Source organism: Escherichia sp. AM3 (assembly GCF_032029835.1).
Taxonomy (GTDB): domain Bacteria; phylum Pseudomonadota; class Gammaproteobacteria; order Enterobacterales; family Enterobacteriaceae; genus Escherichia; species Escherichia coli.
In genome coordinates, this window is the sequence record NZ_JAVUPQ010000645.1 from 1 (window position 1) to 378 (window position 378).

At 34.9% G+C, this 378-nt stretch carries 2 pseudogenes; both read right to left on the reverse strand.

The window, feature by feature from the left end:
• Positions 1 to 210, reverse strand: a pseudogene (locus RTW80_RS27675) (hypothetical protein); the annotation flags it as partial.
• Between the two features lies 1 nt (position 211).
• Positions 212 to 378 (reverse strand): annotated as a pseudogene (locus RTW80_RS27680) (hypothetical protein); the annotation flags it as partial.

Below are 378 nucleotides of genomic sequence, written 5' to 3' on the forward strand. Positions count from 1 at the left end.
TAGTGCATTATTACAGAAAACATTCATAAAATATTCACTGCTTTGCCAGATTTTATCACCTTTTTTACCATCGCTGGGGATAGAGATTCTTGGTACGTAACCAATGACAACGGTATTTCCACCTTCATGTTCAGCATAGCAGTCCATTGCCCATGCAGGTAATGAACTAAAACCCATAAAAAAAGTAATAACAATTAACAAGTAGCGCATATTATTGATCTCGGTTGGCTACAGAAATATTACAAATGTTATTTACTACAGGGCAGTTTATTTCATAAAAACTTAATCCACCAAAGTCATTGATATAACCCACCTGAAAAGTTGACGGAACATTTTTAAACTGCGTATTTGCATAGCTAAAAGGGGTTACCATTAAGC